At 72.1% G+C, this 26,756-nt stretch carries 24 protein-coding genes; 16 read left to right on the forward strand and 8 right to left on the reverse strand.

What is annotated here, in order from left to right:
- Positions 1-53: 53 nt before the first annotated feature.
- Both L1785_RS15250 and L1785_RS15255 read right to left on the reverse strand, forming a co-directional pair.
- Positions 54-1,160 (reverse strand): NAD(P)-dependent alcohol dehydrogenase, encoded by a 1,107-nt coding sequence (locus L1785_RS15250; protein WP_236090128.1) that lies wholly within the window; start codon positions 1,158-1,160, stop codon positions 54-56.
- The gene (locus tag L1785_RS15255; RefSeq protein WP_236090129.1) at positions 1,157-2,653 is read right to left on the reverse strand and encodes an aldehyde dehydrogenase family protein; all 1,497 of its coding nucleotides are present in this window, start codon (positions 2,651-2,653) and stop codon (positions 1,157-1,159) included. Before L1785_RS15255 ends, L1785_RS15250 begins: the two co-directional genes overlap by 4 nt.
- Positions 2,654-2,856: 203 nt before the next feature.
- Here L1785_RS15255 and L1785_RS15260 point away from each other — a divergent pair, with 203 nt between their 5' ends.
- The 6 genes from L1785_RS15260 to L1785_RS15285 all read left to right on the forward strand — a co-directional run bounded on the left by L1785_RS15260 (position 2,857) and on the right by L1785_RS15285 (position 8,178).
- Positions 2,857-3,399 carry a toxin-antitoxin system HicB family antitoxin gene (locus L1785_RS15260; RefSeq protein ID WP_236090130.1) on the forward strand — a complete coding sequence of 181 codons (543 nt, stop codon included), beginning with the start codon at positions 2,857-2,859 and terminating at the stop codon, positions 3,397-3,399.
- Positions 3,400-3,448: 49 nt separating this feature from the next.
- Positions 3,449-4,291 (forward strand): DUF4097 family beta strand repeat-containing protein, encoded by an 843-nt coding sequence (locus L1785_RS15265; protein WP_236090131.1) that lies wholly within the window; start codon positions 3,449-3,451, stop codon positions 4,289-4,291.
- 26 nt (positions 4,292-4,317) lie between these two features.
- Positions 4,318-5,094: an ABC transporter ATP-binding protein gene (locus L1785_RS15270; RefSeq protein WP_236090132.1), complete on the forward strand. Its 777-nt coding sequence runs from the start codon at positions 4,318-4,320 to the stop codon at positions 5,092-5,094.
- A complete protein-coding gene (locus L1785_RS15275) occupies positions 5,091-5,918 on the forward strand; it encodes an ABC transporter permease (protein WP_236090133.1) in 828 nt (275 codons plus the stop codon). The genes L1785_RS15270 and L1785_RS15275 overlap by 4 nt, the downstream gene beginning before the upstream one ends.
- Before the next feature lie 111 nt (positions 5,919-6,029).
- The gene (locus L1785_RS15280) at positions 6,030-6,731 is read left to right on the forward strand and encodes a Crp/Fnr family transcriptional regulator (protein ID WP_236090134.1); all 702 of its coding nucleotides are present in this window, start codon (positions 6,030-6,032) and stop codon (positions 6,729-6,731) included.
- A 31-nt stretch (positions 6,732-6,762) separates the two neighbouring features.
- The gene (locus L1785_RS15285; RefSeq protein WP_236090135.1) at positions 6,763-8,178 is read left to right on the forward strand and encodes an FAD-binding oxidoreductase; all 1,416 of its coding nucleotides are present in this window, start codon (positions 6,763-6,765) and stop codon (positions 8,176-8,178) included.
- A 58-nt stretch (positions 8,179-8,236) separates the two neighbouring features.
- Here the strand turns inward: L1785_RS15285 and ychF are convergent, their stop codons facing one another.
- The 3 genes from ychF to L1785_RS15300 form a co-directional block, all read right to left on the reverse strand.
- Positions 8,237-9,322, reverse strand: a complete 1,086-nt coding sequence (ychF, locus tag L1785_RS15290; RefSeq protein ID WP_236090136.1) for a redox-regulated ATPase YchF — start codon at positions 9,320-9,322, stop codon at positions 8,237-8,239.
- A gap of 73 nt (positions 9,323-9,395) precedes the next feature.
- On the reverse strand, positions 9,396-11,018 hold the full coding sequence (locus L1785_RS15295; protein ID WP_236090137.1) for a hypothetical protein: 1,623 nt from the start codon (positions 11,016-11,018) through the stop codon (positions 9,396-9,398).
- The gene (locus tag L1785_RS15300) at positions 10,988-11,836 is read right to left on the reverse strand and encodes an ABC transporter ATP-binding protein (RefSeq protein ID WP_236090138.1); all 849 of its coding nucleotides are present in this window, start codon (positions 11,834-11,836) and stop codon (positions 10,988-10,990) included. The genes L1785_RS15295 and L1785_RS15300 overlap by 31 nt, the downstream gene beginning before the upstream one ends.
- A 171-nt stretch (positions 11,837-12,007) precedes the next feature.
- Here L1785_RS15300 and L1785_RS15305 point away from each other — a divergent pair, with 171 nt between their 5' ends.
- Positions 12,008-13,528, forward strand: coding sequence for a DNA recombination protein RmuC (locus L1785_RS15305; protein WP_236090139.1), 1,521 nt, complete (start codon positions 12,008-12,010; stop codon positions 13,526-13,528).
- A 23-nt stretch (positions 13,529-13,551) separates the two neighbouring features.
- Here the strand turns inward: L1785_RS15305 and L1785_RS15310 are convergent, their stop codons facing one another.
- Positions 13,552-14,577, reverse strand: a complete 1,026-nt coding sequence (locus tag L1785_RS15310; RefSeq protein ID WP_236090140.1) for a 4-hydroxy-3-methylbut-2-enyl diphosphate reductase — start codon at positions 14,575-14,577, stop codon at positions 13,552-13,554.
- 63 nt (positions 14,578-14,640) lie between these two features.
- On the opposite strand from L1785_RS15310, the gene xseA reads away from it, so the two are divergent.
- Positions 14,641-15,897, forward strand: a complete 1,257-nt coding sequence (gene xseA, locus L1785_RS15315) for an exodeoxyribonuclease VII large subunit (RefSeq protein WP_236090141.1) — start codon at positions 14,641-14,643, stop codon at positions 15,895-15,897.
- Between the two features lie 93 nt (positions 15,898-15,990).
- Positions 15,991-16,209, forward strand: coding sequence for a CsbD family protein (locus L1785_RS15320; RefSeq protein ID WP_236090142.1), 219 nt, complete (start codon positions 15,991-15,993; stop codon positions 16,207-16,209).
- 106 nt (positions 16,210-16,315) lie between these two features.
- Here L1785_RS15320 and L1785_RS15325 read toward each other — a convergent pair whose 3' ends face one another.
- Positions 16,316-17,935 (reverse strand): ATP-binding cassette domain-containing protein, encoded by a 1,620-nt coding sequence (locus L1785_RS15325; RefSeq protein ID WP_236090143.1) that lies wholly within the window; start codon positions 17,933-17,935, stop codon positions 16,316-16,318.
- A gap of 220 nt (positions 17,936-18,155) precedes the next feature.
- Here L1785_RS15325 and L1785_RS15330 point away from each other — a divergent pair, with 220 nt between their 5' ends.
- From L1785_RS15330 to L1785_RS15350, 5 genes are all read left to right on the forward strand, one after another.
- Positions 18,156-18,428, forward strand: coding sequence for an exodeoxyribonuclease VII small subunit (locus tag L1785_RS15330; RefSeq protein WP_236090144.1), 273 nt, complete (start codon positions 18,156-18,158; stop codon positions 18,426-18,428).
- On the forward strand, positions 18,425-19,390 hold the full coding sequence (locus L1785_RS15335; RefSeq protein WP_236090145.1) for a carbohydrate kinase family protein: 966 nt from the start codon (positions 18,425-18,427) through the stop codon (positions 19,388-19,390). Before L1785_RS15330 ends, L1785_RS15335 begins: the two co-directional genes overlap by 4 nt.
- On the forward strand, positions 19,387-20,061 hold the full coding sequence (locus tag L1785_RS15340; RefSeq protein ID WP_236090146.1) for a carbonic anhydrase: 675 nt from the start codon (positions 19,387-19,389) through the stop codon (positions 20,059-20,061). Before L1785_RS15335 ends, L1785_RS15340 begins: the two co-directional genes overlap by 4 nt.
- Positions 20,062-20,267: 206 nt before the next feature.
- Positions 20,268-21,716, forward strand: coding sequence for a class II fumarate hydratase (locus tag L1785_RS15345; protein ID WP_236090147.1), 1,449 nt, complete (start codon positions 20,268-20,270; stop codon positions 21,714-21,716).
- A gap of 320 nt (positions 21,717-22,036) precedes the next feature.
- Positions 22,037-22,777, forward strand: coding sequence for a GOLPH3/VPS74 family protein (locus tag L1785_RS15350; protein WP_236090148.1), 741 nt, complete (start codon positions 22,037-22,039; stop codon positions 22,775-22,777).
- 79 nt (positions 22,778-22,856) lie between these two features.
- On the opposite strand, the gene phoH2 is transcribed toward L1785_RS15350, so the two are convergent.
- Entirely contained in the window at positions 22,857-24,116 is a 1,260-nt protein-coding gene (gene phoH2 / locus L1785_RS15355; RefSeq protein WP_236090163.1) for an RNA 5'-3' helicase PhoH2, read from the reverse strand.
- A gap of 532 nt (positions 24,117-24,648) precedes the next feature.
- On the opposite strand from phoH2, the gene L1785_RS15360 reads away from it, so the two are divergent.
- Positions 24,649-25,206 (forward strand): DUF1697 domain-containing protein, encoded by a 558-nt coding sequence (locus L1785_RS15360; RefSeq protein WP_236090149.1) that lies wholly within the window; start codon positions 24,649-24,651, stop codon positions 25,204-25,206.
- A gap of 222 nt (positions 25,207-25,428) precedes the next feature.
- Positions 25,429-26,745 (forward strand): Na+/H+ antiporter NhaA, encoded by a 1,317-nt coding sequence (gene nhaA, locus L1785_RS15365; protein WP_236090150.1) that lies wholly within the window; start codon positions 25,429-25,431, stop codon positions 26,743-26,745.
- Positions 26,746-26,756: the final 11 nt, after the last annotated feature.

Raw genomic sequence — 26,756 nt, forward strand, 5'->3', positions numbered from 1 at the left:
ACACGGTGAGCGGCCTTCGGCAGGTTCTGCTTCGGCACGCTCGGGCCCGGGGCTCAGTGAACGATGACCGGCTTGACGGTGGTGCCGTGGTGCATGTCGGCGAAGGCCTCGTCGAGCTGGTCGAGCTTGTACTGCTTGATCAAGCGGCCGAGCGGGAGCCGGCCGGCGGCGACGAGGTCGACGAGCTGCGGGATGAGGACCTTCGGGTCGGCGTCGCCCATCGTCACGCCGCTGACCGACTTCCCGGGCAGGATGCCCTGGAAGTCCACGGGGATCTCGGTCCCGGGCGGCGGAGCACCGCAGGTGACCAGGTGGCCCCGCGCGCCAAGGGCGTCGACCGCGGACCGCGCCACGGCCGGCACTCCCGTGGTGTCGAAGGCGTGGGTCAGACCGGCGCCGGCGGTGATCTGGGCGATGCGGGCGACGACGTCCTCCTCCCGGCCGTTGATCGTGTGGGTGGCTCCTAGCTCGATCGCGAGCTCGAGCCGTTCCGGCACGACGTCGACGGCGATGAGCACCGCGGGCTCGCGCAACGCGGCGGCCACCACACCCGACAGCCCGACCGCCCCGGTCCCGAACACCGCGACCCGGCCGCCCGGCTGCACGTCGAGCGCGTTCCACACCGACCCGAAACCCGTCATCACGCCGCACCCGAGCGGGGCGAGGCCGGCAAGATCGACGTCAGGACCGACGACGACGACGTTGCGCTCCTCGGCGATGGCGTGCTGGGCGAAGGACGACTGCGCGAAGAAGTGCCCGCCGATGGGCGCGCCGTCGAGCGAGAGCGTCGGTGTCCCGTCCTCGCGCGCCCCGGCGAAGAGGTTCCGAGGCAACCAGGTGGTGCAGTAGGCCGGGTGACCGTCCTGGCACGACGGGCAGGCGCCGCAGGACGTGTAGCTCAGGACCACGTTGTCGCCCGGAGCGATCGTCGTGACCGCCGACCCCACCTGCTGCACCACTCCGGCGCCTTCGTGACCGATGACCCCGGGCAACGGGAACGGGATGCCGCCGGCCCACACACCGAGGTCGGTGTGACACACGCCGGTGGCGACCATCCGCACGAGGACCTCGTGCTCCCGCAGGTCGGCGAGCTCGACGTCCTGCACGGTGAACGACGTCTGCGGCGCCGACAGGACGGCAGCCCTGGTGGCGATGCTCATGCCTGCTCCTCCCCGAGGTCGATAACGATGGACTTGGTGCGCTGGTAGGACGCCAGCGCCTCAGGGCCGTACTCCCGGCCCCACCCCGACGCCTTGACCCCGCCGAACGGCACGGAGGGGTCGAGCACGGCCCAGCCGTTGACCCAGCAGATCCCGGCGTCGAGACGCTTGGCCACGCGGTGGATGCGCGCGATGTTCGAGGTCTGGATGCCGGAGGCGAGGCCGTACGCCGTTCCGTTGGCCATCGAGATGGCCTCCTCCTCGGTGTCGAAAGGCTGGACGGTCAGGACCGGCCCGAACACCTCCTCGCGGACGCACTCCGCGTCCGACGACAAGCCGGCCAGGACCGTGGGCCGGTAGTAGAACCCGCCGCCCATGTCGACCTGCTCGCCGCCGCACACCACCTGCGCGCCGTCCCTGCGCGCGGACTCGACCATGGCCGTGACCTTGTCGAGCTGGTTCTGGCTGGCGAGCGGCCCGACGACCGTGGCCTCGTCGGTGATGTCACCGAACGGCACACCCGGGACCGCCTGGCTCAGGATGCCCAGCACGGTGTCGTAGATCGGCCGCTCGACGAGCAGGCGGGGTCCGGCCATGCAGAACTGGCCGGCGTTGAAGACGAAGGCGCCGATCACGGTGCCGATCGCCTTGTCGAGGTCGGCGTCGGCGAACAGGATGTTGGCCGCGTTGCCGCCGAGCTCCGCGGTGAACGGCTTCAGGGTGCGCGACGCGAGCGCCGCAGCGTGCGCTCCCACCTCCGTCGACCCGGTGAACGCCACCTTGTCGACCTGCGGGTGGCCGACGAGGTGGTCTCCCAGGCTCGCGCCGGAGCCCGTGATGACGTTGAAGACGCCGTCCGGGACGCCGGCGTCCTTGAGCACCTGGGCCATGAACAAGGCGCTGAGCGGCGTGTCGCTGGCGGGCTTGTGCACGACCGAGTTCCCGGCGACGAGCGCCGGAGCGATCTTGGTGGACGACAGGATCAGCGGGAAGTTGAAGGGCGTGATCGCGGCGACGACGCCGATCGGCTCCTTGCGGATGTACGCGTGGGCGTTGGCGGGGATCTCCCGGACCGAGCCGTCGAGGTGCTGGCCGAGGCTCGCCGCGTACTCGAACTGCAGGATGGCGTGCTCGACGTCGACGATCCGCGCGAACGTGATCGGCTTGCCGGCGTCGTGGCTCTCGAGCTGCGCGAGCTCCTCACGACGCTCGCGAAGGATCTCGACGGCCTTCAGCAGCACGCGCGACCGCTCACGGCCGCTCAGGCGGGACCAGACGCCGGAGTCGAAGGACTCACGGGCGGCGCCGACGGCCGCATCGACGTCGGCCGTCGTCGCCCAGGCCACCGAGGAGATCACCTTGCCGGTCGCGGGGCTGATCACGTCGCGTCGGCCGCCGTCGGCCGCCTCGCGCCACTCGCCACCGATGAACAGCCGTCCCGGGGGGAAGTGGACGCCGCTGGAGACAGCCGCAGGTGTGTCGGTGATGGTCATGACCGTCCTCTCATCGTCGAGAAACGCCCAGGCGCCGGCCGGACAGCGAGCGGCGGTACCGGCGGCGACCTTCAGGCTTCCTGATGATTAACGCACATCGTTGCCCGTTCCGCCAGCCCCTGCCCGAGACGACAACGCCCGCCAGCAACACGACACCACATCTGGTGTTGCTATGACACCATGAATGGTGTCATGATGGCGTCATGGACCTCACGCGTTACGTCGACGACCTCCAGGACCGCCTGGCCACCGCGGCCGACGCCGGGGGCGAGGACGCCCGGCAGCTCGCCCAGCGCCTGACCGCGCCGCTCGACGCCGCAGTCCGCCTCGTCCTGCTCGACGCGCTCTCCGCCGCGGCCGGCGAGATCTCCGCCGAGCTCGCACCCGGCTCGGTCGACGTGCGCCTGCGCGGCGGCGACCCCGAGTTCGTCGTCGACGCACCCACCGCCCGTGCCGAGCCGGCCCCGGCCGCCCCAACCGCGCCCTCGCTTCCCGGCGGACCGCCGCCCCTGCCGACCCTGCCGAACGCCGACGCCGACGCGGGCACCGCCACCCGCACGACGCTGCGCCTGCCCGACCACCTCAAGGCGCAGGTCGAGGTCGCCGCCGCCCGCGACGGCATCTCGGTCAACACCTGGCTCGTGCGCGCGGTCGCCGCCGCGCTCGAGCAGCCCACCCGCCAGGGCGCCCCGCAGGCCCGCCCTGAGCAGCGAAGCTCCAACCGTCTCACCGGCTGGGTGCGCTGAGGCGCCCGCCCCACGCCGACACCATTCCGACACCACTCTGGAGACCCCCATGCCCACCTTCCCCGCCCCCACGCCCGTCCCGGTCGTCGTGGACGTGCCCTTCGGCAACCTGCACGTCGTCGCCGGGGAACGGGACGACGTCGTCGTCACCGTTCTGCCCGCTGACCCGACCAAGTCGGGCTCCGTGCGCGCCGCCGAGGAGACGCGCGTCGAACGTGACGGTGACGCCATCACCATCGTCTACCCGGCCGCCTGGAAGCAGTACGTCCTGCCCTTCGCGGCGGGCGGCGCGAAGGTCACCATCGAGCTGCCCGCCGGCTCGGACCTCAGCGGCAAGGCCGGCTCGCTGTATGCGGAGGGCAGGCTCGGCGCCGTCGACCTCACCCTCAACGGCGGCGACGCCCGGGTCGACGAGGCCGCCCGCCTCGACCTCAAGGTCTCGGCCGGGTCCGTCATCGTCGGCCGGGCTACAGGCCCCACGAACGTCAAGGCGAGCGCCGGCTCCGTGCGGATCACCGAGTTCGCCGGCGAGGGCACCGTCCGCGCCAGCAACGGGACCACCACCGTCGGATCCGTCACCGGGTCGCTGGACGTCGTCGGGGCGCACGCCGACATCGCGGTGGGTCGCGTGCGCGGCACCCTCACCGCCAGGTCCGCCCATGCCGGCATTCGCGTGGACCGCGTCGAGTCCGGCAGCGTCACGCTCACCTCGTCCTACGGCTCGATCGAGGTCGACGTGCCCGAGGGCACCGCCGCCTGGCTCGACGTCGCCTCCCAGCACGGCACCGTCCGCAACCAGCTCACCCCCACCGCGGGCCCCGTCGACGACGAGGCCACCGCCGAGATCCACGCCAGCACCGGCTGGGGCGACATCATCATCCGCCGCCCCTGAATCGAACGACCGAGAGGAGCACCACCATGACCAGCAATCTCGCCGTCGACGTCCGCGGCCTGCGCAAGTCCTACGGTGACCTGACCGTGCTCGACGGCGTCGACCTCGCCGTCGAGGCCGGCACCGTCACCGCCCTGCTCGGCCCCAACGGCGCAGGCAAGACCACCGCCGTGGGCGTCCTGTCCACGCTGCTCAAGGCCGACGCCGGCACGGTCCGCGTCGCCGGGCACGACGTCGTCGCGCAACCCGAGGCGGTGCGCGCCTCCATCGGCGTCACCGGCCAGATGTCCGCCGTCGACGACCTGCTCACCGGCGTCGAGAACCTACGGCTCATGGCCTCGCTGCACCACCTGGGCCGCCACGACGGGCGTGAGCGCGCCGACGCGCTGCTGGCGCAGTTCGGCCTCACCGACGCCGCCCGCAAGCCGGTGTCCACCTGGTCGGGCGGCATGCGCCGCAAGCTCGACCTGGCGATGACGCTCGTCGGCGCCCCCGCCGTCGTCTTCCTGGACGAGCCGACCACGGGCCTGGACCCGCGCAGCCGCCGCACCCTGTGGGACGAGGTGCGCGCCCTCGTGGCGGCCGGCACCACGATCCTGCTCACCACGCAGTACCTCGAGGAGGCCGACCAGCTCGCCGACCGCGTCGCGGTGCTCGACGGCGGCCGGATCGTCGCCGAGGGCACCCCCGCCGAGCTCAAGTCCACGCACGACGCAGGCTCGCTCGACGACGTGTTCCTGCGCCTCACCGAGCCCACCCCTGAGCCCTCCGCCGACCCGACCACGAAGGAGGTGGCCCGATGACCACCGTGACGATCGCCACCACCACCGCCGGCGCCCGCCCGCTGGCCGACACCCTCACGATGCTGCGCCGCAACCTGCTGCGCGCCGTGCGCTACCCGGGGCTGACCAGCTTCACCATCGCGATCCCCGTCATCCTGCTGCTGCTGTTCGTCTTCGTCTTCGGCGGGGCGTTCGGCGCGGGTGTGATGCCGGGCGTCGCCCCTGGCGCGGACGGGCGGGCCGCCTACCTCGACTACATCACCCCGGCCATCCTGCTCTTCGCCGTCGTCGGCGCGGCGCAGAGCGTGGCGATCACCGCCGCGATGGACGCCACCAGCGGCATCATGGCCCGCTTCAAGACGATGGCCATCTCCTCCGGCTCGGTGCTGGGCGGGCCCGTGCTCGGCACGGTGGTCCAGGGGCTCGTCGCCGTCGCGGTGGTGCTCGGGCTGGCGGTGGCGCTCGGCTACCGGCCGCACGCCGGGGGGCTGGGCTGGTTGGCACTGGCCGGGCTGCTCGCCCTGGTGACGTTCGCACTGAGCTGGCTGTGCGTGGCGATGGGTCTTTCGGCGCCGTCCGTGGAGACGGCGTCGAACACCCCGATGATCCTCACGGCGCTGCCCTTCCTCGGCAGCGGCTTCGTGCCGGTGGAGACAATGCCGGCGGGCGTGCGCTGGTTCGCCGAGTACCAGCCACTCACCCCGATCATCGAGACCACGAGGGCCCTGCTCGCGGGCACGCCCCTGAACACCTCGACGACGCTCCAGGCCCTCGCGTGGTCCGTGCTGATCGCGGCCCTCGGCTACGCCTGGTCCCGCGCCCTCTACCGCCGCGAGCGCCGCTGACCCCGCGCTCACCGCCCTGGCGCCCTGGCCGCCCCGCAACCCCGGGGGCGGCCAGCGTGCGTCAGCGCCCGCACATGGACCCGAGGATCTGACGTCCGTATCGTTCGGATCGTGGACACTGACGTGCGCGCGGCGGTGGTCAAGTCGCACCTGCACGCCCTGCCGCCCGACGTCCTCGACGGGCTCCTGGCCGGCGCGGTCCGTGCCAGGACCCCTGCCGGTTCGGTCACCCACCGGGAAGGCGAGCACGCTCCGCACCTCGAGCTGGTAGTCGCTGGTGTCGTACGGGTCTTCGTCACCGCCCCTGACGGGCGCACGATGACCGTCCGTTACTGCAGGCCCGGCGCCCTCCTGGGTGTTGTGTCACTGTTCGCGGATCGCTTCACGATGCCGGCGACGGCGCAGGCACTGGTGGACGCCGAACTGCTGAGGATGTCTCCGACCATCGCTCGTCAGGCCGTCGCCAGGGACACCCGCGTCGCTGGTGCCTTCCTCCGCGAGCTCAGCGAGAGGGTCATGAGCTTCATCGACGAGATCCCTGGCAGCGCCTTCGCAACCGTGCGGCAGCGGGTGGCACGGCACCTGCTCGAGCTCGCTGCGCAGCGGGAACCGGGGCGTGACGGCGGAACCGAGATCGTCGTGACGGTCAGCCAGCACGAGCTGGCAGAGGCGGCGGGGACCGTGCGGGAGGTCGTGGTACGCGTGCTGCGGGAGCTCCGCCAGGAGGGCGTGCTACGGACCGAGCGCGATCGGATCGTGCTTCTCGACCCGGCCCGGCTTGTCCCTGGGCAGGGATGGAACCCAGGTTCCTGACAGCGGCGGCCCCCGGGGCAACACTCGAGACATGACCATCCTGACCAGGCGCGCTGAGCAGGTGCCCCCTGATCCGCTCACGGTCGACGAGCTCGCGAGGTCCCTTCGCGGTGAGCTCATCCGGCCCGGTGACCCGGGCTACGAGCGACACCGCAGGGTGTGGAACGGCTCCGTCGACAGGCACCCCGGGCTTGTCGCCCGCTGCGCCGGCGTCGCGGACGTGAGGTCCTCGATCCGGTTCGCCCGGGAGCATGGCCTGCTGGTCGCCGTGCGAGGCGGCGGGCACAGCTTCCCCGGTTACTCGGTGTGTGACGGCGGCATCGTGATCGACCTGTCCCTGATGAAGGGAATCCGGGTCGACCCCGACGCGCGTACCGCTCGGGTCCAGGCCGGCGTGCTGCTCGGCGAGCTCGACCGGGAGACTCAGGAGTTCGGCCTTGCGGTCACCGCCGGCATCGTCACCCACACCGGCGTCGCCGGCCTGACGCTGGGCGGTGGCCTCGGCTGGATCCAGCGCAAGTACGGGCTCACTATCGACAACCTGCTGTCGGTCGACCTCGTCACCGCCGACGGCGAGCTCGTGACCGCCAGCGAGACCCACAACACCGACCTCTTCTGGGGCGTGCGAGGAGGCGGTGGCAACTTCGGGATCGTGACCGAATTCGAGTTCCGGCTGAACCCGGTCGGACCCGAGGTCTTCGCGGGACCGGTCTTCTGGGCGATGGAGGATGCGCGAGAGGTGCTGCACTTCTACCGCGACTGGATCGCCGACTGCCCGGACGAGCTGACGACGATCGTCGTGCAGCGGCGTGCTCCGGCGCTTCCCGTCGTACCCGACGAGCTGGTCGGTCGGCACCTGATCGCCGTGGTGGTCTGTCACGTGGGCACGGTGGACGACGGCGAACGGGTCGTGCGCCCGCTGAAGTCGTTCGGCCAGCCTCTGCTCGACCTCTGCCGGCCCAAGCCGTACCTGGTCCACCAGTCGATGTTCGACGCCGGCTACCCGCACGGCTGGTGGTACTACGTCAGGGCCTGCGACGTCGCCGAGCTCACCGACGACGTGATCGACATCATGGTCGAGCACGGCCGTCGGATCGTGTCACCGATCACGACCCTCGGTCTGTGGCAGATGGGGGGAGCGGTCGCCCGCGTCGGCGAGAACGAGACCGCCTTCAACGGACGTGACGCGGGCTTCACGTTCAACATCAACGGGAACAGCTACACCGTGGACGGCTTCGACGCCGAACGTGAGTGGGCGCGCAGCTGCTGGTCGGCGCTCGAGCCGTACCACTCCGGCGTCTACGTCAACTTCCTGATGGACGAGGGCAAGGAGCGGGTTCGTCAGGCATACGGGCCGGCGAAGTACGACCGGCTCACGGCGCTCAAGCGCCGGTACGACCCCGACAACGTCTTCCGACTCAACCAGAACATCCCGCCAGCTCCCTGACGCACGACCTCGGGCCCCGCACCTCTCGTCCCCCGGCGCCGTCGGAAAACGCACCAGATCACACGTTGAAGCGGAACTCCACGACGTCGCCGTCCTTCATGACGTAGTCCTTGCCCTCGATGCGCGCCTTGCCCGCCGCCTTCACGGCAGCGACCGACCCGGCCGCGACGAGGTCCTCGAAGGAGATGACCTCGGCCTTGATGAAGCCGCGCTCGAAGTCGGTGTGGATCACGCCGGCGGCCTGCGGGGCGGTCCAGCCCTTGCGGATCGTCCAGGCGCGCGCCTCCTTCGGACCGGCCGTCAGGTACGTCTGCAGACCCAGCGTGTCGAAGCCGACGCGCGCGAGCTGGTCGAGACCCGCCTCCTCCTGACCGGAGTCGGCCAGCATCTCGGCGGCGTCCTCGGGGTCGAGCTCGACCAGCTCGGACTCGAACTTGGCGTCGAGGAAGATCGCCTCGGCCGGCGCGACCAGCTTGCGCAGCGCCTCCTGGCGCTCGGCGTCGGCGAGCCCGGCGTCGTCGGTGTTGAAGACGTAGATGAACGGCTTGGCCGTCATGAGCTGCAGGGACGCGATGTCGGCCAGGTCCAGGCCGGCCGGCGCGGCGCCCTGGTACAGCGTGATGCCCTGGTCCAGGATGTCGCGGGCCCGGGTGGCCGCGTCGAGGAGGGCGGCGTCGCCCTTCTTGATCTTGACCTCCTTCTCGAGGCGCGGCAGCGTCTTCTCGAGCGTCTGGAGGTCGGCGAGGATCAGCTCGGTCGAGATGGTCTCGATGTCGCCGTGGGCGTCCTGGGAACCCTCGATGCGCACGACGTCGGGGTCGTCGAACACTCGCGTCACCTGGCAGATCGCGTCCGCCTCCCGGATGTTCGCCAGGAACTTGTTGCCCAGGCCCTCGCCCTCGGACGCGCCCTTGACGATGCCCGCGATGTCGACGAACGACACCGTCGCCGGGAGGATCCGCTCGCTGCCGAAGATCTCGGCCAGCCTGCCGAGGCGCGGATCCGGCAGCGGGACGACGCCCACGTTGGGCTCGATCGTGGCGAACGGGTAGTTCGCCGCGAGCACCTGGTTGCGGGTCAGCGCGTTGAAAAGGGTGGACTTGCCGACGTTGGGCAGACCGACGATGCCGATAGTGAGAGCCACGTCGGGCAAGTCTACGTGGGTGGGACGACCCGGCCCGCCGGGCTGCCGTCACCCCTTCCGGGCCGGGCTGCCGTCACGGGAACGACAGGACCTGCTGCAGAAGCTCGGGCGCACGGCGGTCGTAGGTGCGCGCGCCGATCCGGATCCCGACGAGGAGCGTGGCGATGCCGACGGCCGGTCCCACCAGGAGCACCGCCCAGCCGAGCGCGATGTTCCCGGTCGCGACGGACCAGATCGTGAGCCCGACCGCCGGGACGGACAGGCCGGCGGTGATCAGGAGCGCGAGCAGCTGCGCGACCATGGTGGCCACAGCCGCGCCCTGCGGCTGCTTGAGCGGGCTCTCCCCTGGCTTCGGTACCGGGTAGAGGAAGCGGGACGAGATGGCCGAGGCCACGCCGAGGCTCAGCGGCAGCGTCCCGAGGCTCAGTCCGAGGAGCGCCGGCAGCATGTCAGGGCGTCCGGTCAGCACGACCGACAGCGCGACGAGCAGCACCACGAGCGGGACACCGAACAGGAGGACCGGCAGTGCGCGACCCCAGCGGTCCGTGCGTCCGTCGGTGCTGGTCGACACGTGCAGGGCGAACGCCGTGTAGTCGTAGGCGACGTCGTTGGAGACGGCGAACCCGAGCACCCACGCCACGACCGGCCCGACGATCAGCACGATCGGCACCCCTGAGGCGCCGCCCGAGACGTACAGGACGATCGGCAGGAGCGGGACGATCGCGAGCGACCCGGAGTATCGCGGGTCGCGCAGCCAGTACGTGGTGCAGCGCGCGGCGACGGCACCCAGGGGCGTGGCGGGGAACCGGCCGAACCAGCCCAGGCCCCTGGCCTCCGAGCCGCGCCCGCCACCGGCGGGGGTGACGAGGGAGCGGGCGAGGGCCCTGTCCCACACGAGCCAGAGGAGCGCGAGGCTCGCCAGCGCCACGGCGAGCCGGCCTGCGAAGGCGGCCCGGTCGCCGTCGTACAGCGTGGCCGGGAGCGACCAGGCCGCGCCGAAGGGCGTCCACGCGACGATCCCGGCGAGCTGCTCCGCGGCGCGGACCAAGCCCTCGCCGCCACCGACCGTGACGGTCACAGACGAGCCGTCGACCTCCTTCTCGGCAACGCCGAGCGCCTGCATCACCGACGAGATCGCCGGCCCGACGAGCACGACGGCGGCCAGCGCCACGATCGCGAGCACCTCGCGGTAGCGGCGCGACTCGAGCAGGGGCGCGAGCGCCGTGGTCACCGCCCGCGACCCGACCACGCACGTGGCCACGCCCAGGGCCGCCGAGAGGAGGGCGATCGGCAGCACGGCCGGCGCGCGCCACCAGGCCAGCGACGAGCCGAGGGCGGCGAGGACCGTCGCGATGCCCGGGACGGAGATGCACGCGGCCAGGGCGAGCCCGGTCAGAAGGGTGCGGCGCGGGATGGCGAACGTCACGAAGCGATGCGGGTCGAGCGTGGCGTCCACGCCGAACAGGAACACAGGGATCAGCCACCACCCGAGCACCGCGAGCGCCCCGCCGAGGGTGAGGACGAGACCCGCGGCCGCCGGGTCGTAGGCGCCCGTCGCGACGGCCGCGACGACGATCGTGGTGACGAGGCCCAGCGCGTACAGCGACGCGACGACGAGGCCGACGGTCTGCCACACGCTGCGGCGGAAGGTGTTGACGAGGAGGGTCAGCTTGAGGCGGACGAGCTGCGCAACCATCCCAGTCCCTCCCCCGTGCTGCGGCCGCCGACCAGGTCGACGAAGCGGTCTTCGAGGCTCTGCTCGCCGCGGACCTCGTCGATCGTGCCCGCGGCCAGGACCTGGCCCTCCGCGATGATCGCCACGTGGTCGCACATGCGCTGCACGAGATCCATGACGTGGCTCGACACGACGACGGTGCCGCCGCTCGCGACGTAGTCCGCGAGGATCTCGCGGATGTTCGCGGCCGACACCGGGTCGACCGCCTCGAAAGGCTCGTCGAGGACGAGAGTGCCCGGCGCGTGGATCAGCGCCGACGCCAGGGCGATCTTCTTCGTCATGCCCGCCGAGTAGTCGACGACGTACGTGTTCGCGTCCTTCGTCAGGTCGAACGCACGCAGCAGGTCCGCGGTGCGCGACGCGACGGTGTCGCGGTCCATGCCGCGCAGCAGGCCGGCGTAGGTGATGAGCTGCGTGCCGGTGAGGCGGTCGAAGAGCCGCACGCCGTCGGGCAGCACGCCCAGCCCTCGCTTCGCCTCGTCCGGCCGCTGCCACAGGTCGGTGCCGCGCACGTGGACCGTCCCGAAGTCCGGTCGCAGCAGACCGGTCGCCATCGAGAGTGTCGTGGTCTTGCCCGCCCCGTTGGGGCCCACCAGTCCGTAGAACGACCCGGCCGGCACGTCGAGGCTCATGCCCTTCACCGCGATCTTCTCTCCGAAACGCTTCCACAGGCCGCGCAGGCTCAGGGCCGCCCCCAGGTCGGGCGGCGGCGCGGCGGGCGCGCCCTGTGGTTCGGAGGTCCGGGTGCCCGACGGCGGCGGGCCGGCTTGCGCGGTCATGGCACCAACGTAACGGTGACCCCCGACACGGTCATCGGTCCCCGGGACGAGGCCGGTCCGCGCCACGCCTCAGCCTCAAGGGGGAGGCGGCACCGCCGGCGACCTGCGACGACGCAAGAGTCGCGGGGTGGGTCCGCAGGTCTGTCGGTGGCTCGTGGCAGCCTTGGGGCCATGGACATCGTCGGCACCGTGCTCGTGGCCCTCCTGACGCTCGCCGCAGGCGGGGCGGTCGGCTGGTTCGCGCGCGCGTCCCGCGCCGCGTCCGCGTTGCGCATGGCCGAGGGCGAGGCCGCGCGTGCCGGCGCCGAGTCGGAGGCGGCGCGGCGTGAGGCCGAGCTTCAGGTCGTCCGCCTCGAGGCTGAGGTGGCGGCGGCACAGCGCGAGGCCCTGGCTGTGCAGCGTCGCGCCGAGGAGCAGGTCGCAGCGGCACGCGAGGAGCAGGAGAAGGCCGCCCGGCACTTCCAGGCCCTCGCGGCCGAGGCGCTGGCCGCGAACAACAAGCAGTTCCTGGAGCTGGCCGAACAGCGGCTGCGGGCGTCGGCCGTCCAGGGCGACGAGGCGCTCGCCAAGCGGGAGCAGGCGGTCCGCGCAATGGTCGACCCGCTGACGAAGGCGGTGGACCAGGTGCGCCGCGAGGTCGCCGATGCTGAGAAGGCCCGCGTCGAGGGGCACGGCGCGCTCGTGGAGCAGATGCGCGGCGTCGCCGAGGTGTCGGCCGAGCTGCGCAACGGTACGAGCGACCTCGTCACGGCGCTGCGGTCGTCGCAGACGCGCGGCGCGTGGGGCGAGCTGCAGCTGCGCCGCACGGTCGAGGTCGCTGGCCTGGTCAACCGTGTCGACTTCACCGAGCAGGAGCACGTGCACACGGAGGACGGCTCGCTCCGGCCGGACATGGTGGTCCACCTCGCGGGCGGCAAGCACGTCGTCGTCGACTCGAAGGTCGCGTTCCTCGGCTACCTCGAGGCGCAGCAGGCCACGGACGCGACCCACCGCGACCAGCGCCTGGACGCGCACGTGCGGCACATGAAGAAGCACGTGGACGACCTGGCGTCGAAGAAGTACTGGGACCAGTTCTCGCCCGCGCCGGAGTTCGTGGTGATGTTCGTCCCGGCCGAGGCCTTCCTGTCGGCAGCCGTGGAGCGCGAACCGGACCTGCTCGAGTACGCCGTCCGCAAGAACGTCATCGTCGTGACGCCCATGACGATGGTCGCGCTGCTGCGCACCGTCGCCTACACGTGGCGGCAGGAGGCCCTCGCGGAGAACGCGGCGCAGGTGCTCAAGGTCGGCAAGGAGCTCTACTCGCGCCTCGTCACGATGACGGGACACGTCACGCGGACCGGCCGGGCCCTGGAGACGGCGACGAAGAGCTACAACCAGATGATCGGGTCGCTCGAGCGGAACGTGCTCACGTCCGCGCGGCGCATGGTCGAGCTGGACGTGGTCGACGCGACGATCGAGGAGATGAAGGGCATCGAGGAGGTGCCCCGGCCGATCACCAAGCCGGAGCTCCTCGCCGCCGAGGAGGGCGGCGTCGTGGCGATCGACCGGCTCCTGGACTCCGAGGTGCTCGTCCAGGAGCTCGAGGTCACCGAGCTCGTCACGTCCGACAAGCGCGCCCTGGAGGCCGTGGAGAAGGCGATGCCGGAGGCCGAGGATGGCTCCGCCGCCGGCCGCGAGGCTGCCGCCGGCTGACGGGCGCGGCCCTGGTCACCGGCTCAGGCGAGCGGGAGCTCCTTGCGCTTGTCGCGGCGCGGGCGCTGGTCCACCTCGCCGGCGGCCTTGAGCGCGGGGCGCAGCTCGCGCGGCAGCGAGAACATGAGGTCCTCGGTCGCGGTGCGGACCTCCTCGACGTCGGCGAAGCCGTGTGCGGCGAGGCGGGCGATGACGTCGCTGACCAGGATCTCCGGGACGGACGCGCCCGAGGTGACGCCCACGGTCGTGGCGCCCTCCAGCCACTCGTCCTGGATCTCGGTCGCACGGTCGACGCGGTAGGACGTGCGGGCGCCCGACTGCAGAGCCACCTCCACGAGCCGCACCGAGTTCGACGAGTTGGCCGAGCCCACGACGATCACCACGTCGCACTCCGGGGCGAGCTTCTTCACCGCGACCTGGCGGTTCTGGGTCGCGTAGCAGATGTCGTCGCTCGGCGGGTCCTGCAGGGAGGGGAACTTGTCGCGCAGCCGGCGCACCGTCTCCATGGTCTCGTCCACGGACAGCGTGGTCTGCGAGATCCACACGACCTTCGCCGGGTCGCGGACCACGACCTGGTCCACCTCGTCGGGCGAGTTCACGACCTGCACGTGGTCGGGAGCCTCGCCGGCCGTGCCCTCGACCTCCTCGTGACCGGTGTGGCCGATCAGCAGGATGTCGTAGTCGTCGGCGGCGAACCGGACGGCCTCCTTGTGGACCTTGGTCACCAGCGGGCACGTCGCGTCGATGGTGTCGAGGTTGCGCGACTCGGCGGACGCGCGCACCGCGGGCGAGACGCCGTGCGCGGAGAAGACGAGGCGCGCGCCCTCCGGGACCTCGTCGGTCTCGTTGACGAAGATCGCGCCACGGTCGCGCAGCGTCTCGACGACGTGCTTGTTGTGCACGATCTCCTTGCGCACGTACACCGGCGCACCGTAGTGCTCGAGGGCCTTCTCGACGGCGACGACAGCACGGTCGACACCGGCGCAGTACCCGCGGGGGGCAGCCAGCAGCACGCGCTTGGTGAGGGTGGACGAGGCAGTGGCGGTCACGCGGCCAGTCTAGGCGAGCGGTGAGGAGGGCTTGTGTGGGTGGCGTGCGGCAGGCTTGGAGCCGTGACAGACCAGCCCACCGCCCCGCTGCCCCTTCCCGAGAAAGCACTCGACACCACGGCCTCGCGCCCGTGGCCCGTGCGCGTGCTGTCGGAGAAGATCCGGGTCTATGTCGACCGGATGCCACCCGTGTGGGTGGAGGGCCAGGTCGTCCAGTTCAACAATCGTCCGGGCAGCGGCCAGCAGTACCTGACCCTGCGGGACACGGACCTCGACGTGTCGCTGCCGGTGACGATCTTCAGCCGCATCCTGGCGATGCTGCCGGTACCTCCGGGCGAGGGCGACCACGTCGTGATCCATGCCAAGCCGACGTTCTGGACCAAGCGCGGCACGCTGCAGATGCAGGCGAGCGAGATCCGCGCGGTCGGCGTGGGCGAGCTGCTCGCGCGGATCGACCAGCTCCGCCGGGTCCTGGCGGCGGAGGGCCTGTTCGACCCCGACCGCAAGCGGCCGCTGCCGTTCCTCCCGGCCGTCGTGGGCCTCGTGTGCGGGCGCGAGTCCAAGGCGGAGCACGACGTCGTGGTCAACGCCCGCGCCCGCTGGCCGCAGGTGCGGTTCGAGATCCGGGAGGTCGCCGTCCAGGGCGTGAACGCGGTGCGCGAGGTGGGCGCCGCGATCGCCGAGCTCGACGCCCGGCCGGAGGTGGAGGTCATCGTCGTGGCCCGCGGCGGGGGGTCGGTGGAGGACCTCCTGCCCTTCAGCAACGAGGCGCTCGTGCGCACGGCGGCCGCGTGCCGCACGCCGCTCGTCAGCGCGATCGGCCACGAGACGGACGCGCCGCTGCTCGACCTGGTCGCCGACTATCGCGCCTCGACCCCGACGGACGCCGCCAAGCGGATCGTGCCCGACGTCGCGGAGGAGCGCGCCCGGATCACGCAGGCCCGCTCCCGGATGCGCGGGGCGGTCGCCGCCCTGGTCGCCCGCGAGCAGCACGGCCTGGACGGGGTGCGGTCCCGACCCGTGCTCGCCGCTCCGCAGGTCATGGTGGAGTGGCGGGAGCGCGAGGTGGTGCAGGCGATCGGACACGCCCGCCACGCGCTCAACGCGCTCCTGCTGCGCGCCGCCGGTGAGATCGGGCGCCTCGCGGCCCAGGTCCGTGCCCTCTCCCCCGCCTCAACGCTGGAGCGCGGCTACGCCGTCGTCCAGAGGGCAGACGGCCACGTCGTCCGCTCGCCCGACGACGTCACGGTCGGCTCGGGCATCCACGTCCGCCTGGCCCAGGGGTCGCTGGAGGCGGAGGTGACGGCGGCGAACGCCTGACGTACCGGTGCGAGCTGCCGTCGCCGGTGCGAACGTGAAGTGCGGAGAGCGTCGAGAAGGGGGCGCACACGCTCCACGAAATGGGGAGTAGCCATGAGCATGGGCGACAAGATCAAGCACGAGGCCGAGGAGGCCAAGGGCCGGCTCAAGGAGACCGTCGGCGACGCGACGGACAACCCGAAGCTGCAGGCCGAAGGCCGCGGCGAGACGCTCGCAGCCCAGGCCAAGCAGGTCGGCGACGAGGTGAAGGACGCCGCGCAGGAGGTCGCCGAGGAGGGCGAGGAGGCCGTCCGCAGGATGAAGGACCGCTGACCGCCGTCGGCGGCGGACTCGGCAAGCGGGACCCTGGCGGGAGCTCGAGAGAGCTCCCGCCAGGGTCCCGCTTCCGCGCCGGCGGCGGATCACGTCAGACCGGGGGTCACCGCTCCCGGTCCACCCGGCGCTCGTCCCAGACCGGTTCCGGGGTCTCACGCACGACGCCGTCGGACCCGAACACGAGGTACCGGTCGAAGGACTTCGCGAACCAGCGGTCGTGCGTGACGGCCAGGACGGTCCCCTCGAACGCCTCCAGGCCCTCCTGCAGCGCCTCGGCCGACTCGAGGTCGAGGTTGTCGGTGGGCTCGTCGAGAAGCAGCGCAGTACAGCCGGACAGCTCGAGCTGGAGGATCTGGAACCGCGCCTGCTGCCCGCCGGAGAGCCGGTCGAAGGGCCGCTCGGCGGCCGCCACGAGCTCGTACCTGCGCAACGACGACATCGCGGGCCCCATGGGCAGCGAGTGGTCCTCCCACAGGATGGACAGCAGCGACCGACCGACGAGCTCGGGGTGGGCGTGCGTCTGCGCGAAGTGCCCTGGCACCACGCGTGCGCCCAGCTTCCAGCTCCCCGAGTGCGCCACCTCGCCGCTGGCGAGCAGCCGCAGGAAGTGAGACTTGCCTGACCCGTTGGAACCCAGCACGGCGACCCGCTCGCCGTAGAAGACCTCGAGGTCGAACGGCTTCATGAGGCCGGTCAGCTCGAGCCCCTCGCAGGTCACGGCGCGCAGGCCGGTGCGTCCACCGCGCAGCCGCATCGTGATGTCCTGCTCGCGCGGCGGCTCCGGCGGCGGGCCGGCCTCCTCGAACTTGGCCAGGCGCGTCTGCGCGGCCCGGTACCGGGAGGCCATCTCGTGGCTCACGGCCGCGGCCTGCCGCAGGGTGACGACGAGCTTCTTGAGCTGGGCGTGCTTCTCGTCCCAGCGCCTGCGCAGCTCCTCGAAGCGCGCGAAGCGCTCGCGCCGGGCGTCGTGGAACGTGGCGAACCCGCCGCCGTGCACCCAGGCGTCGGCACCGGCGGGGCCGGGCTCGAGCGACACGATCCGGTCGGCGGAGCTCGCCAGCAGCTCGCGGTCGTGGGAGACGAACAGCACGGTCTTGCGTGTCTCCTGCAGGCGGGCCTCGAGCCAGCGCTTGCCGGGGACGTCGAGGTAGTTGTCGGGCTCGTCGAGGAGGAGCACCTCGTCGGTGCCGCGCAGCAGCGCCTCGAGCACGAGCCGCTTCTGCTCGCCGCCGGACAGGGTGCGCGCCTCGCGGAACTGCGCCCGCTCGTAAGGGACGCCGAGCGCCGCGACGGTGCACACGTCCCACAACGTCTCGGCCTCGTAGCCACGGACCTCCGCCCAGTCGGCGAGCGCCTGCGCGTACTCCATCTGGGCGTCCTCGTCGTCGACCTCCATCATGGCCAGCTCCGCCGCGTCGACGGCGCGCGCGGCCTCGCGGATCTGCGGCGACGCGACAGACACGAGGAGGTCGCGCACGGTCGACCCGTCGCGCACGGACCCCACGAACTGCGGCATCACGCCGAGCCCGCCGGACATCGCGACCGTGCCGCCGTGGGGCTTGAGCTCGCCGGTGACGATCCTCAGCAGCGTCGTCTTGCCCGCACCGTTGGGGCCCACGAGCGCGGTGGCGCTGCCCTCGCCGACACGGAACGACACGTCGCCCAGCAGGGTGCGCCCGTCCGGCAGCTGGTACTCCACGTGCGCGACTTCGAGATGGCCCATGGGCCACCATGGTCCGGCCTCGCGGCGCCGGGACCAAACGGATTGTGGCCGGCGTGCCGGACCAGACGGTGTGCCAAGGTCCGCTTCGATCACGCGGTTGCGCACCACGCGACCTGCCGTTCGGTGCACAACCACATGATCGAAGCGGACCGCGAACCCGACCAACGGCGGCGCGCCGAAGAACACACCTTGTGGACGGGCCCGCCGGCTTGTCGGTGACATGTTGTTGACTGGTCCCGTGAACACGGACCTCAGCCAGAGCCCTGATGTGGCGTCGCTGTCCTACGAGCAAGCACGGGACGAGCTCGTGCGAGTCGTCCAGCGCCTCGAGGCAGGCGGCGAGCCGCTCGAGGCGTCGCTCGCGCTCTGGGAGCGCGGGGAGGCCCTCGCGGCACGCTGCCAGGAGTGGCTCGACGGCGCCCGCGAGCGCCTCACGGCCGCACAGGTGGCGTCGGCCGGCCCGTCCGCCACGGTCGCGGAGGAGGACGAGTGAGCGCGCACGTGCTGGCGGTCGGCGAGGCCCTGGTCGACGAGGTGCACCGGCCCGACGGCTCGACGGCGGAGCACGCCGGCGGCAGCATCGCGAACGTCGCGCTGACGCTCGGCCGGCTGGACCGCGAGGTGCGGCTCGCGACGTGGCTCGGCCGGGACGCGCGGGGCGACCTGGTGCGGGACTGGCTCGCGGAGTCCGACGTCACGGTGGTCGAGGGCAGCGACGGCGCGGAGCGCACGAGCGTGGCGGTGGCCACGCTGGACGGCTCGGGTGCCGCGACGTACAGCTTCGACCTGACGTGGCAGGTCCCGCCGGGAGCGACGGCCGGGCCGGACACCCTCGCCGTCCACACCGGCTCGATCGCGGCGGTGCTGGAGCCGGGCGGATCGCAGGTCCGCGCGCTGCTCGAGGCGGCACGCGCCACGTCCACCGTGACGTACGACCCGAACGCCCGCCCCGCGATCATGGGCGACGCCGACGCGGTGCGGCCACGCATCGAGGCGCTGGTCGCCGTCGCGGACGTGGTCAAGGTCAGCGACGAGGACCTCGGCTGGCTCTACCCGGGCCAGTCCCCGGCCGACGTCGCCCGCGCCTGGCTCGCGGGCGCCACCGGGAGCACGCCGCCCGACGGCGGAGCCGAACCCCGGAGCACCGGCCCGGCCCTCGTCGTGGTCACCCTGGGCGGCGAGGGCGCCCTCGCGGTGACCGCCGCCGGCACGCTGGAGGTGGCGGCCCCCAGAGTGGAGGTCGTGGACACCGTGGGCGCCGGCGACTCGTTCATGGGAGCCCTGATCGACGGGCTCTGGGAGCACGACCTGCTCGGGGCCCAGCGCCGGGAGGCGCTGCGCACGATCGGCCCGGCGACCCTGACAGCAGTTCTGGAACAGTGCGTGGCGGTCGCGGCGGTGACGGTCTCGCGGGCCGGCGCGAACCCGCCGCGCCGGGCGGAGGTGGCGCGATGATCGACGACGCGGTGGACCCTGTCGGGAAGCTCACTCCCAAGGACGCCTGGGCGATGCTCCGCGCGGGCAACGACCGGTTCGTGACCGGCGTGCCGGCGCACCCGTCGCAGGGCGCGGACCGGCGCCGCGAGCTCCAGGCGGCGCAGTACCCGCACACGGTGATCTTCGGCTGCTCGGACTCCCGGGTGGCTGCGGAGATCATCTTCGACCAGGGCCTGGGCGATGTCTTCGTCGTCCGCACGGCCGGACACGTCCTCGACACCACGGTGATCGGCTCGATCGAGTACGGCGTGGACGTGCTCGGTGCCTCCCTCGTGGTGGTGCTGGGTCACGACAGCTGCGGCGCCGTGGCCGCCGCGGCGCACACGCTGGCGACGGGCGAGCAGCCGCCAGGCTTCGTCCGCGCCGTCGTGGACCGCGTGATCCCGTCGATCGTGAACCTCACGTCGCGCACATCGGGCATGGACGTGCAGGCCCTGGCGGACCCCGACGTGCTGCGGCGGGAGCACGTCCGGCACACCGTCGAGATGCTGCACGGCTACTCGGCAGGCCTGGCACGCGCCGTGTCGGAGGGCCGCTGCGCGGTGGTGGGCGTGGAGTACGACCTGGCAGAGGGCAGCGCGCGGCTGGTGGACACCGTCGGCGACGTGGGCGAGCTGCCCAAGGGCTGAGGCGGGCCGCTCGCACGGGTCGCGCGACCACACGAGGCGGGCAGCTCGCACGGGTCGCGCGACCACACGAGGCGGGCAGCTCGCGCGGGCGCGCGCCCGCGCGAGCCGCGCGACCGGCGTCGGGCAGCGCCATCGTGACGCGGGTCACCGCCGCGAGGTCGCTCCCGCCGCCGGACGGCGTCGCCGTGGTGCGGCACGATAGAGGCATGACAGCAGACACCGTCGTCCCTGCGTCCGGTCCGGGCGCCACCGAGTCCTCGAGCGAGTACAGGATCGAGCACGACACGATGGGCGAGGTGCGCGTCCCCGCACACGCCCTGTACCGCGCGCAGACGCAGCGTGCCGTGGAGAACTTCCCGATCTCCGGCACGCCGCTGGAGCGCGGGCACATCGAGGCCCTGGCTCGCATCAAGAAGGCCGCAGCGAAGGCGAACGCCGAGCTGGGCGTCCTCGCGCAGAACGTCGCGGACGCGATCGTCGCCGCGGCCGACGAGGTCGCGACCGGCGTGCACGACGCGCACTTCCCGGTGGACGTGTACCAGACCGGCTCGGGCACGTCGTCCAACATGAACACGAACGAGGTGCTCGCCACGCTCGCGACGGCGTCCCTCGGCGAGGACGTGCACCCGAACGACCACGTGAACGCGTCGCAGTCGTCGAACGACGTGTTCCCGACGTCGGTCCACGTCGCAGCGACGTCGGGCGTCATCAAGGATCTGATCCCCGCGCTGGAGCACCTCGCGGGCGCGCTGCAGGCCAAGGCCGACGAGTACGTGACCGTCGTGAAGTCGGGCCGCACGCACCTCATGGACGCGACGCCGGTGACGCTCGGCCAGGAGTTCGGCGGCTACGCCGCGGCGATCCGCTACGGCGTGGAGCGCCTGCAGTCGGCCCTGCCCCGCGCGGCGGAGGTGCCGCTGGGCGGCACGGCCGTCGGCACGGGCATCAACACGCCCGCCGGCTTCCCGCAGCGCGTGATCGAGCTGCTCGCGCAGGACACGGGCCTGCCGCTGACGGAGGCGCGCGATCACTTCGAGGCGCAGTCCTCGCGCGACGGCCTCGTCGAGCTGAGCGGCGCGCTGCGCACCATCGCGGTGTCGCTGACGAAGATCTGCAACGACCTGCGCTGGATGGGATCCGGCCCCAACACTGGCCTGGGCGAGATCGCGATCCCCGACCTGCAGCCGGGCTCGTCGATCATGCCGGGCAAGGTCAACCCGGTGGTGCCGGAGGCCGTGCTCATGGTGTGCGCGCGAGTGATCGGCAACGACGCGACGGTGGCCTGGGCGGGTGCGTCGGGCTCGTTCGAGCTCAACGTGCAGATCCCGGTGATCGCCCAGGGCGTCCTGGAGTCGATCCGCCTCCTCGCCAACGCCAGCCGCGTGCTCGCCGACAAGACGGTCGTCGGCATCACGGCGAACGTCGAGCGCGCGCGTGCCCTCGCGGAGTCGTCGCCGTCGATCGTCACGCCGCTGAACAGGGTCATCGGCTACGAGGCCGCCGCGAAGGTCGCCAAGCACTCGGTGAAGGCCGGCATCACGGTGCGTCAGGCCGTGATCGACCTGGGGTTCGTCGAGCGCGGCGAGGTCACCGAGGCCCAGCTCGACACCGCGCTGGACGTGCTGTCGATGACGAAGCCGCCCGTCAAGCCCTGACCCCTCCGGCTGGGGTGCGCAGATGGCGGGTACTCCGGCCGGGATACCCGCCAACTGCACATCCATCACGGCCGAGGTTTGGTAAGGCTTACCTAATCCTGCTACTGTCGGACTGTACGCGAGAGCCGGACCCGCGGGGCTGGGGGGTTCCGTCCGGCAGGCCGCGTCGCACGACCGAAGGCGGCCGCCCACCGGGGTGGCCGCCTTCGTCGTACCCGGCAATGGACACCCGGCATACGCGGTGGCCGGCGATTCGCCACCGGGTGGTCGATACCCGGACGAGACGCCCGTGTCGCGCATGCCGGATATACGATCGCGCCATGCTGATTGCCGAAGACCTCCTTCTCCTGTCCGTCGACGACGAGACGGGCAAGACCGCCAGCGTCGACAACCTGGGCGTCCGCCTCGCCGGGGCGCTCCTGGCCGACCTCGCCGCCGCCAACCGCACGCTCGTCAAGGGCGGGCCTCAGCCCGGCGCGAGCAAGGAGGAGCGCAAGCAGGCCCTCGACGCCTACGTCCAGGTCACGAACAACGACCCCACCGGCCACGCAGCGCTCGACGCCGCCCTCCAGGCCGTCCTGAACACGGAGGGCAAGGCCCAGGCCGTCGTCGAGGCCATCGCCAAGGACGCGGAGGAGAACCTCCTGGCAGGCCTGGTCGAGCGCGGCATCCTCGAGAAGCAGGAGACCAAGCTCTTCGCCATGCTCCCGGTCACCCGCTGGCCCGCAGCCGACTCGGCCCACGAGACCGAGCTGCGCGCCACCCTCCGGAAGGTCCTCCTGGAGGGCGCCGAGCCCGACGAGCGCACCGCGACCCTGATCTCCCTGATCCACGGCTCGGGTCTGGTTGCCGGCGTCGTCGGCAAGGAGAACCGCAAGGCCGCCGAGGACCGCGCCGAGGAGATCGCGGGCAGCGACTTCGGCTTCGCCACCGTCGCTACCCAGGTGGCCATCGCGGCGACCGTCGCGACCGTCGCCGTCGTCGGCGCGGGCGTCGCCGCAGCGCTCATCCTCGCCGCCTCGCAGGCGAACGAGGCCGCCGAGGCCGCCCCCGCCTCCTGACGTCCCGTCGTCGTAGCCCTCTGGTCGGTGGAGACCGGCGCTCGCAGGCTCGCTCTGGTCTCCACCTCCAGCCCGGCGGTCAGACCTCCAGCGACTCCAGCATCTCGGTGACGAGCGCCGCCACGGGCGAGCGCTCGGACCGGGTGAGGGTCACGTGCGCGAACAGCGGGTGACCCTTGAGGGCCTCGATGACGGCGGCGACGCCGTCGTGCCGCCCGACCCGCAGGTTGTCACGCTGGGCGACGTCGTGCGTGAGGACCACGCGCGAGTTCTGCCCGATCCGCGACAGGACCGTGAGGAGCACGTTCCGCTCGAGCGACTGCGCCTCGTCCACGATCACGAACGCGTCGTGGAGCGACCGCCCGCGGATGTGGGTGAGGGGCAGCACCTCGAGCATGTCGCGCGAGATGACCTCGTCCAGGACCTCCTTGGAGACCAGGGCCTCCAGGGTGTCGAACACCGCCTGCCCCCACGGGTTCATCTTCTCGGCCTCGCCGCCCGGCAGGTAGCCGAGGTCCTGCCCGCCCACGGCGTAGATCGGCCGGAACACCACCACCTTCTTGTGCCGCCGCCGCTCCAGCACCGCCTCGAGGCCGGCGCACAGCGCGAGCGCCGACTTGCCGGTGCCGGCCCTGCCGCCGAGCGACACGATGCCGATCTCCTCGTCCAGCAGCAGGTCGATCGCGACCCTCTGCTCCGCGGAACGGCCGTGCACCCCGAAGACGTCCTGGTCACCCCGCACGAGCCGGACCTGCTTGTCGGCCGTGACGCGGCCCAGCGCGGAACCGCGCGGCGAGTGGACCACGAGGCCCGTGTGGCACATCAGCGGACCTGCCGCCTCGACCACGGCCGGGTCGAGCCCCGTCAGCTCGAGCGACTCGCTCTCCCAGAGCCCGCTCATCTGCGTGTCGGTCACGTCGATCTCGCGCATGCCGGTCCAGCCGGAGTCCACCGCGAGCTCCGCCCGGTACTCCTCCGCGCGCAACCCCACCGCCGACGCCTTGACCCGCATCGGCAGGTCCTTGGAGACCACGGTCACGTCGCGCCCCTCCGCGGCCAGGTTGGCCGCGACCGAGAGGATCCGCGTGTCGTTGTCCCCGAGCCGGAAGCCGGCGGGCAGCACCGTGGGGTCGATGTGGTTGAGCTCCACGCGCAGCGTGCCGCCGGTGGTACCGACCGGCACGGGGGCGTCGAGACGGCCGTGCTCCACGCGCAGTGCGTCGAGCAGGCGCAGGGCGCTGCGGGCGAAGTAGCCCAGCTCGGCGTGGTGTCGCTTGGCCTCCAGCTCGCTGATGACGACGACAGGGAGGACGACGTCGTGCTCCGCGAAGCGCAGCATCGCGCGCGGGTCGCTCAGCAGGACCGACGTGTCGACCACGAACGTGCGGCGTTCGTCGCCGCCCGCGGTGTCGGCGGCGTCGGCCGGGGTGGCGGTGTGAGGGGTTGCGGAATGAGCCACGGCAGGTACTCCCTCCGGCGCGTCAGCGCCGTGTGTGGGGCGGTCGACCGGTCCTGGGCACGCCACGTGCCGCAGAGCCGGGGCCGGCCCTCCTGCACGGAGTACGTACTCCAAGGTTGGCCTCCCGAAGGACGGCTGGGTGTCGTCCTTGTTCGGAAACTACGCGGGAGACACACCCATGACCAGACCCCGAGACCGGCGCGTCGCAAGATGTCACCAACTGTTCACAAATTGGCAACACCTTTGCCAGAAGGTCAAGACCGAGTCAAGTGGGCAGGTGAAAATGGCATTCGGCCCGACGACGGACGGTCGCCCGGGTGCACCACGTCACCATGCAGGGTCCGGGACCAGATCGCGCCGGGCCGTCGAACGGTTCTGACAACACCCAGCCTGGCGCGGCAGGATGAAGCCCATGACTGCCTACGTCGTGCTGCTCCGGGGAGTCAACCTCGGCCCTCACCGGCGCGTGTCCGCCGCCGACCTGCGCGGAGCTGCGCAGGACGTCGGCCTGACGGACGTGCGCACCCTGCTGACCAGCGGCAACCTCGTGGTCACGACCGGGACCTCCGGCGCCCGCTCCCCGGAGGAGGTCGCGCGCCTCGTGCACGACAGCCTGGCCACCCGGCTCGGGATCGACGTGCCCGCGGTGGCGCTCACCACCTCGCGCCTTGCCGACATCGTCCGCGCCAACCCGTTCACCGCAGCGGCCCGCGAGGACCCGTCGCACCTCCAGGTGCACGTGCCGCTCGGCCCGGTGGACGCGGCCGGGATCGCCCGGATCGACCTGTCCGTGCCGGGCCGCGAGTTCGTCGCCGTCGAGAAGGGGGTCGTCTACGTGCACTACGTCGACGGGATCGGGCGCTCCCGCCTCACGACCGACGTGCTCGACAAGGCCGCAGGCAGCCCGATGACGGGCCGGAACTGGAACACGGTCACCCGGCTGCTGGAGGTGGCCCAGGACCTCGAGTGAGACCGGAGTGCAGCGCAGGGTGAGGGCCGAGGAACGAGGCACTCGCCCGGAGCGGAACGCAGGTCTCACTCGACGGAAGGGATCGAGTGAGACCGGAGCGGCGGGCGCCGCAGCAGGCAGCCCGGCCGCTCCGATATCCTGTCCGCAGGTGTGCCGGGAAGTCTGGTCGGCGTCGGGGGCTTCGGCCCCCTCCTCAGCGACTCCTCGACCGACAGGACGCCCATGGCCACCGCACCCGCCCCCGACGACACCGCGGCGACCGGCCCGATCGCCGCCGTCCAGCGCGCCCGTAAGAGGACCCGCAGCTGGGTCACGCGCGAGACCACCGGCGGCGCGCTCCTCATCGGCGCTGCGCTGATCGCACTGGTCTGGGCGAACTCGCCCTGGCGCGACGCGTACACGGCGCTGTCGCAGACGGTGATCGGCCCCCACGTGCTGCACCTCGATCTCACGGTCGCCGCCTGGGCCTCGGACGGGCTGCTCGCGCTGTTCTTCTTCGTCGTCGGGCTGGAGCTCAAGCACGAGTTCGTCGCCGGCTCGCTGCGAAGCCCGCGCGAGGCCGCGGTGCCGATGCTCGCCGCCGTCGGCGGCATGGCGTTACCCGCTGCGCTGTACGTGGTGACCCTGCTCCTGCTCGACGGCGGGGAGTCGCTGCACGGCTGGGCGATCCCCACGGCCACCGACATCGCGTTCGCGGTGGCTGTGCTTGCCGTGTTCGGCAAGGGTCTGCCCGCCTCGATCCGCACGTTCCTGCTCACGCTCGCCGTCGTCGACGACCTGCTCGCCATCATCGTCATCGCGATCTTCTACACGGAAGAGATCCAGTGGCCGGTGCTCGGCGGGGCGCTGCTCGCGGTCGCGGTGTTCGCGTGGCTCGCGCGCCGGCCGCGGATGCCCTGGTGGCTCATGCTCCCTGTCGCAGCGGGGGCCTGGGGGCTGATGCACGCGTCGGGCATCCACGCGACCATCGCCGGGGTCCTGCTCGGGTTCGTCGTGCCCGCCGTGGTGATGAACGGCGAGGAGCGCACGCGCGTCCACCGCCTCGAGCGCGAGCTGCGGCCTGTCTCGTCGGGGCTCGCCCTGCCGGTCTTCGCCTTCTTCGCGGCGGGTGTCACGCTCGTCGACGGCGAAGGCGTGGGCGGCGTGCTGGGGCAGCCGGTCGTGATGGCGATCGCGGTCGCGCTCATCGTCGGGAAGCTCTTCGGCGTGCTCGGCACCACCTGGCTGCTGACCCGGCTCACGCCGCTGCGGCTCGCGCCGGGCATCGGCGTCCGGGACCTGCTGCCCATCGCCTTCCTCGCGGGGATCGGCTTCACCGTCTCGCTGCTGATCGCGGAGCTGTCCTTCGAGCACGGGTCGGAGCACACCGCGGGCGCCAAGGTCGCGATCCTCGCGGCGTCCGTGATCGCGGCGCTGCTGGGTGCGCTGACGCTGCGCTGGGACGTGCGGCAGGCGCGCCTCGCCGACATGAACCGCGACAACGTCCCGGACGAGGTGGGCGCGCTGATCGGCGACGAGAGGGACCGCGAGGAGCACTGAGCGCTCTCCGC

The sequence above is a fragment of the Antribacter soli genome, from assembly GCF_021568775.1.
Classification (GTDB): Bacteria; Actinomycetota; Actinomycetes; order Actinomycetales; family Cellulomonadaceae; genus Antribacter; species Antribacter soli.